The sequence below is a fragment of the Thermogemmatispora sp. genome (assembly GCF_019683755.1).
GTDB lineage: Bacteria > Chloroflexota > Ktedonobacteria > Ktedonobacterales > Ktedonobacteraceae > Thermogemmatispora.
Map to the genome: position 1 here is coordinate 1 of NZ_JADGHT010000311.1, position 5,557 is coordinate 5,557.

Annotated in this window: 3 protein-coding genes and 1 pseudogene; 2 read left to right on the top strand and 2 right to left on the bottom strand. The window is 65.1% G+C overall.

The annotated features are described in order from the left end of the window. Positions 1-312 precede the first annotated feature (312 nt). Complete coding sequence (locus IRZ24_RS16100; RefSeq protein ID WP_297166266.1) at positions 313-1,836, top strand: hypothetical protein; 1,524 nt, start codon at positions 313-315, stop codon at positions 1,834-1,836. A 418-nt stretch (positions 1,837-2,254) separates the two neighbouring features. After that, complete coding sequence (locus IRZ24_RS16105; protein WP_297166269.1) at positions 2,255-3,922, top strand: HEAT repeat domain-containing protein; 1,668 nt, start codon at positions 2,255-2,257, stop codon at positions 3,920-3,922. Between the two features lie 93 nt (positions 3,923-4,015). Here IRZ24_RS16105 and IRZ24_RS16110 read toward each other — a convergent pair whose 3' ends face one another. Together IRZ24_RS16110 and IRZ24_RS16115 are read right to left on the bottom strand one after the other, a co-directional pair. Further along, positions 4,016-4,828 (bottom strand): carbon-nitrogen hydrolase family protein, encoded by an 813-nt coding sequence (locus tag IRZ24_RS16110; RefSeq protein ID WP_297166272.1) that lies wholly within the window; start codon positions 4,826-4,828, stop codon positions 4,016-4,018. A gap of 204 nt (positions 4,829-5,032) precedes the next feature. Beyond that, positions 5,033-5,557 (bottom strand): annotated as a pseudogene (locus IRZ24_RS16115) (hypothetical protein); the annotation flags it as partial.

Genomic DNA, 5,557 nt, shown 5'->3' on the forward strand with positions numbered 1-5,557 from the left:
CTACCCACCCGCCCGGGCCAGGCGCCTGAGCGCACTGCCGCCGCCGGCTCTTGCCAACTCCCAGAGCCATATGCTATACTCCTTACAAGGACCGGTCGCAGGCCGCAGGCGAAAGCCAGGCGACGCGCAGACCGGTCCTTCCAGGCTCCTCCATACCAGCCGAGCGAGCGGGCCAGGCTGTTTGCTTCTGGCCACAGATCTCGCTCAAACTACGCGACCTCTCCCAGCGTGGCGGCAACCTGCCGCCGCCGTGACGGCCCTCCCTCAGAGCAACACCACCCAGTTCCCAGCCTGGCCCGCTCTCGTGCCACCATGATTGACCCCCAGCACCCACCAACCAGGCCACCCAAAGACGACCTCGACCACTTCGCCAGCAAGATCCTGGCGCGTCCCCTCTATCCCTACCAGCGAGAGATCGCCGCCGCCATCCTCGACTCCGTCCACAACGGGCGCGGCGACATCTTCAGCGTCATGCTGGCGCGCCAGATGGGCAAAAACCAGCTCTCCGCTGTCCTCGAAGCCTATCTATTAGCCACTGCCGCCGAAGGCACCATCGTCAAAGCCGCCCCCACCTTCAAGCCGCAGCTCCTCAACAGCCGCCTGCGCCTGCTCAGCCTGCTCCAATCCTCGCCCCTGGCCGAGCGCCTCTGGCGCGACGGCGACCACCTCCTCGGACTGGCGCCGCAACCCGAACCGCAGCTTGTCCGTCGGCACTGCGGGCCGCGCATCCTCTTTCTCTCCGCCGCCCCCGAGAGCAACGTCGTCGGCGCCACCGCCAGCCTGCTTCTCGAAATCGACGAAGCCCAGGACGTCAGCCCCGACAAATTCGACCGCGACTTCCGTCCAATGGCAGCCACCACCAACGCCACCACCGTGCTCTACGGCACCGCCTGGAGCGAGGACACCCTTCTGGCCCGCCAGCGCGCCCTGAACCTGGAACGCGAACAACACGAAGGCCGGCGCACCCACTTTGAATACGACTGGCGCGCCCTGGCGGCCATCAACCCGGCCTACCGACACTTCGTCGAAAGCGAGATCCAGCGACTAGGCGAGAGCCACCCCGCCATTCAAACGCAGTACCTGCTCCAGCCCATCAGCGGCGCCGGCTACCTGCTCACCCCCCTGCAGCGCACCCTGCTCCAGGGAAAGCATCCCTGGCAAGAAGAACCGCACGAAGAAGGGCGCTATGTGGGAGCCATCGACATCGGCGGCGAAGAGCGGCGGCCCGAGCAAGAGCTAGCCCTCCTGAGCCAGAGCGGCAGCATCCCACGACGGCGACGCCGCGACAGCACCGTCCTCAGCATTGCCGCCCTCAGCCAGAACGAACTAGGGCTACCCAGCCTGCACGTCGTCCACCAGCAATGGTGGACAGGCCGCCCCTATCTGGAGCAATACAGCGCCGTCCTGGCCCTGGCCGAGCGCTGGCGCCTGCGTCGCCTCATCATCGACGCCACCGGCCTCGGCGCCGGCCTGGCCGCCCTCCTGGGTAGCCGCCTCGGCCCTGAGCGTCTCCTCCCCTTCACCTTCACCCGCGCCAGCAAATCGCGCCTCACCTACCAGTTCCTGGCCGCCATCAACGGCGGGCGACTCCAGCTCTACCAGGCTGCCAGCGCCCCGGCGGCCATTGTACGCGAATGCTGGCAGCAACTACGCCAGGCCCGCTACCGCCTGCTCGGAGAAAGTGGCCTTGACATGTACGTCAACCCCAGCGACGGCCATGACGACTTTCTCATCAGCCTGGCCCTCCTCAGCGAAGCCCTCAACGAACTAGACCAGCCGCCCCTGTCGACCCTCATCCCACCGCCGCGCCTCTACCGCGACGAAAGCCCCTTCTGAGCCACGCCGACCGGCTGGCCTCTCCCCTTCCCTGGCCTTCCCTTGCTTGCCGGCTCACTCAGCCTGTGCCTCACCCCCGACCACCTATCGACTTGTACCCCGTGACGTGGTACAATCCTCACAAACAGAGCGAGACCTGAAGGCCCGGCGACGAGCAAGCAACCAGACAATCAGCAGCCTTCACCACAGCAGAGGCGTCGCTGATCCATCAGGCCAGATAACGAGCGCACCGATCCCGACTGCGGCGACCTGGCCAGCGCGAGCAGGAGCCAGAGAGAGTCAACACCAGCCACCCGGACCCTGGTAAACAAGAGAGCGAGCGAGCAAAGCGCACAAGCGTCAGCGTCTGCCATCCGCTTCCGCCCCTGTGGCCTGAGTGAGAAGGAAGACAGCGCAGAGAGAGAAAAGAGGGAGAGGCATGCCAAAAAAGCGCAAAGACACAGCCCCGACCATCGACGAGATTCTCGAAACCCTATGTCACCGCGACGCCATCGAGCCACTACAAATGGATGCCTACCTGGAGCGGCTCGACGAAGAATGGCTGTTAGGGGCGCGCGACAAAGTACTGTCCCTGCTCCGCCGCCGTGACCCGGCGGCCCATTCCACAGCGGTCTATATCCTCTCGCACCTGGCCACCGAAGATGACCGCGAAGTCCTCGAAGACTTTGTCACTGACCCCACCGTCAGCGACCTTGCCAAGCTCACCCTGGCGCCCGTCCTCCGCGAACTCAACTCCGAGCTAGCAGAGGAAGGCCTGGTTGAATACCTTAACGACCCCGAGGCTGCCATGCTGCAGATGCAAAGCCGCCTGCTCGAACTTGTCGGCAAGAGCGAGCTAGGCGTTGAAGCCGTCCTTGAAGACGTGCTCAGCATGCCCCTGGAGCGGCGCCTTGGCTTCGTCGACTGGCTTGGTCGCAGCCACGACCCGCGTGCCGTTCATCTCCTCCTGCCCCTGCTCGAAAACCAATCAACGCGCGTCGTCATGGCCGCCATAGACGCCCTTGAACAGCTTGGCAGCCTGGCGGCGCCGCAGGCCATCCCGGCCCTCAACCACCTGCTGAGCACCAGCTCCAACCGTCTGCTCAAGCAGCACGCTCGCGCCGCCCTGGGACGCCTCACCATGCAGGCCACCCCTGGCACCGAAGCCCAGGCCCTGGCCGACGCTGCCCGCCCCACCTACCCGCTCTACGAAGCGCGCGTCAGCTTTATCGACGGCAGCGGCTCCCAAATCATCATGCTTGCCTGGAAGCACTCTGAGGAGACCGTCAAGGGGATCAACCTGCTCTGTCAAGATCAATGGGGCATCAAAGACTGCTACAGCACCGACGAAATGACCGTCGACCGCTGGCAGCGCCTCGTCCGTGAAATGAGCGACCAGGGCTTCACCAACTTCGCCGTTCCCCCAGCCTACTGTCTGGCCCTCATCGCCGAAGCTGTCACCCTCAACCGCCGCGGGCGCCACAAGCTGCCCATCGCATACGCCATCTGGCGCCCCCTGCTCACCGCCGAAATGCAGCAGCACCAGGGCCAGCCCATTCCCACGGCCCTCGATCCCCAACCCTTCACCCCCGAGCTGCTCCCACTCGTCCAAAAAGGCGACGAGCTATTTCGCTGGCCAGAATTTGCCTCCTGGATGTATGAGCCACTGGAGCGCATCCAGCCCTTTATGGCTCGCTACTGGGGCACCATCGAATTCCCCCAGGTACCGTCAGCCAGCAGCCGAGGTCGGGGACGCAGCGACAAGCAGAGCCAGCGCGCCACCACCGATCAACGTCAGGCCCTCGAGACCGTCGTCGAACAAGCCCTGGAGGAACTGATCGACGACCACTGGCGCCACCTCTATGAGAGGCGCCTGCGCCGTCAGGGGCAGCTCTTCGCCTTCGCCGGGCGGCAACAAGAGGTCGCCCTCATCCGCGCCGTGGCCGCGGCCCTGCACCCCAGCTCGGGCCTCCCCCTCAAAGAGCAGCCCTTTGTCCGGGCCTTCCTCAGCCTCTCGATCCGCCAGGGGCCTTTCCGTCTGCTCCTGGAAACCCTCGACAGCGACGAGCTGCAGCCGCTGCCAGGTGATCTCTTCCCGCCGCGCTAGGCCGGTCCAGCACGAGACCGGCTCCGCCCCCACGGAGCAGACCCACCTGGCAGCCAGCGCTGCTGACCACGCAGGCCAAGCAGCCGCGCCGCGCTAGCGATAGAGATCGGGGCGGCGATGCTGCAGTGCAGGCACCTTTATCCGGGCCTGCTCCAGACGCTGCGGATCAAACTCCCCAAAAACCAACTGCTCGCCCTCGCTCCCCTCTGCCAGCACGACCCCCAAGGGGTCAACATGCAGCGAGCGGCCCAAGAACTGATGACCAGCCTGGTCGCACGTAAAGACATACGCTGTATTCTCAATAGCGCGCGCAACCACCAGATGGCGCCAGTGTACCTCTTTCAAATGCCCATTGACCCAACCAGAGGGCACCACAAAGAAATCAACCCCGCGCGCCGCCTGATAGCGCGCCACCTCGGGAAAGCGCAACTCGTAACAGACGAACAGCCCCATACGCCCGAAAGGCGTCGCCAGCGGCTCAAAGAGCTGATCCCCACTCACAAAGACATCCGACTCGCGATAGCCGTAGGCATCGAACATATGCGTCTTATGGTAAGCGCGCAGCAGCTCGCCCTGCCCATCGATAACCACTGTCGTATTATAGGTCTTCTCTTCCGTCCCGCCAGCCACCTCGATCATCCCGGCCACAACCCAGACCTGAGCCGTCCGTGCTGCCTCGCGCAGACCAGTCACAAAAGGCCCATCCAAAGACTGCGCCACGCGGCGCGCCTGCGGGGCGGTAAACTCCTCATGCGAGAGATAGGCCATGAAGATCTCCGGCAGAATCACCAGGCGCGCCCCCCGCTGGGCCGCCAGCGCGATCGCCGAACGGGCCTTCGCCAGATTTTCCTCTGCCGAAGGACTCGACTCAAGCTGTGCGGCAGCAATCAATGTCGTCGTCATCATGGACGTCGCTCCTCTCCTTCGCTCGCATAGATGCCCGACCAGCGCCTGATCACGCTCCCGAAACTCAGCTCAGCCGCATCAAACCGTTGGGCAGACAAACGCACAAGCCGGCCTCAGCCATCGGCCCAGAGCGCGCCCGCGCGGGCGCGCCTGGTCAGCCAGGCCGAGTGACCGGCAGCGGTCGTACAAGCGGCCTGGCCGGAGCTACCAGAGCGGATGAATGACCAGCCCGCTGGCCAGCTTGGGATACAGATAGGTCGACTTCTGAGGCATGCGCTCATCGGCGCGCGCCACCTCGCAGATCTGGCGCACGGGCGTCGGATTGAGCAACAGCACCGCCTGCGCCTCCCCACGCGGCAGAGCAGCTAGCGCCTCCTCCGTCTCATGCGTATAGCGCAAATAGCGTCCCGCGCTCACATCCTCAGCACTGAGGCCAAGCAGCTCCTCCAGCAACAAGCGATGAGCGATAGCCACATCCAGCGCATTCCAGGCCGGCGCCCGTCCGCTCTCAGCCATCCGTGCCCGCCCCGCCTCGGTCAACCTCAACAGCCAGCTTCCCTCGTTGGTCAGCAGCGCAAAAGCCGGCGCTGTGCGACCCGCCTCGGCCAGCCGGCTAACCAGGGCCGCGCCGCGTCCACCCTCGCCTTCCAGGCGCTCAACCTGGAAATAGCGACTCAGAAGTGCGGGCGCCAAACGCTGCAACTGCTCGGCGGAGAGGCCCGACAGCAA

Coding starts and splice junctions, on each gene's coding strand:
- IRZ24_RS16100 (WP_297166266.1), top strand. CDS start 313: ATGATTGACCCCCAGCACCCACCAACCAGGCCACCCAAAGACGACCTC.
- IRZ24_RS16110 (WP_297166272.1), bottom strand. CDS start 4,828: ATGATGACGACGACATTGATTGCTGCCGCACAGCTTGAGTCGAGTCCT.
- IRZ24_RS16105 (WP_297166269.1), top strand. CDS start 2,255: ATGCCAAAAAAGCGCAAAGACACAGCCCCGACCATCGACGAGATTCTC.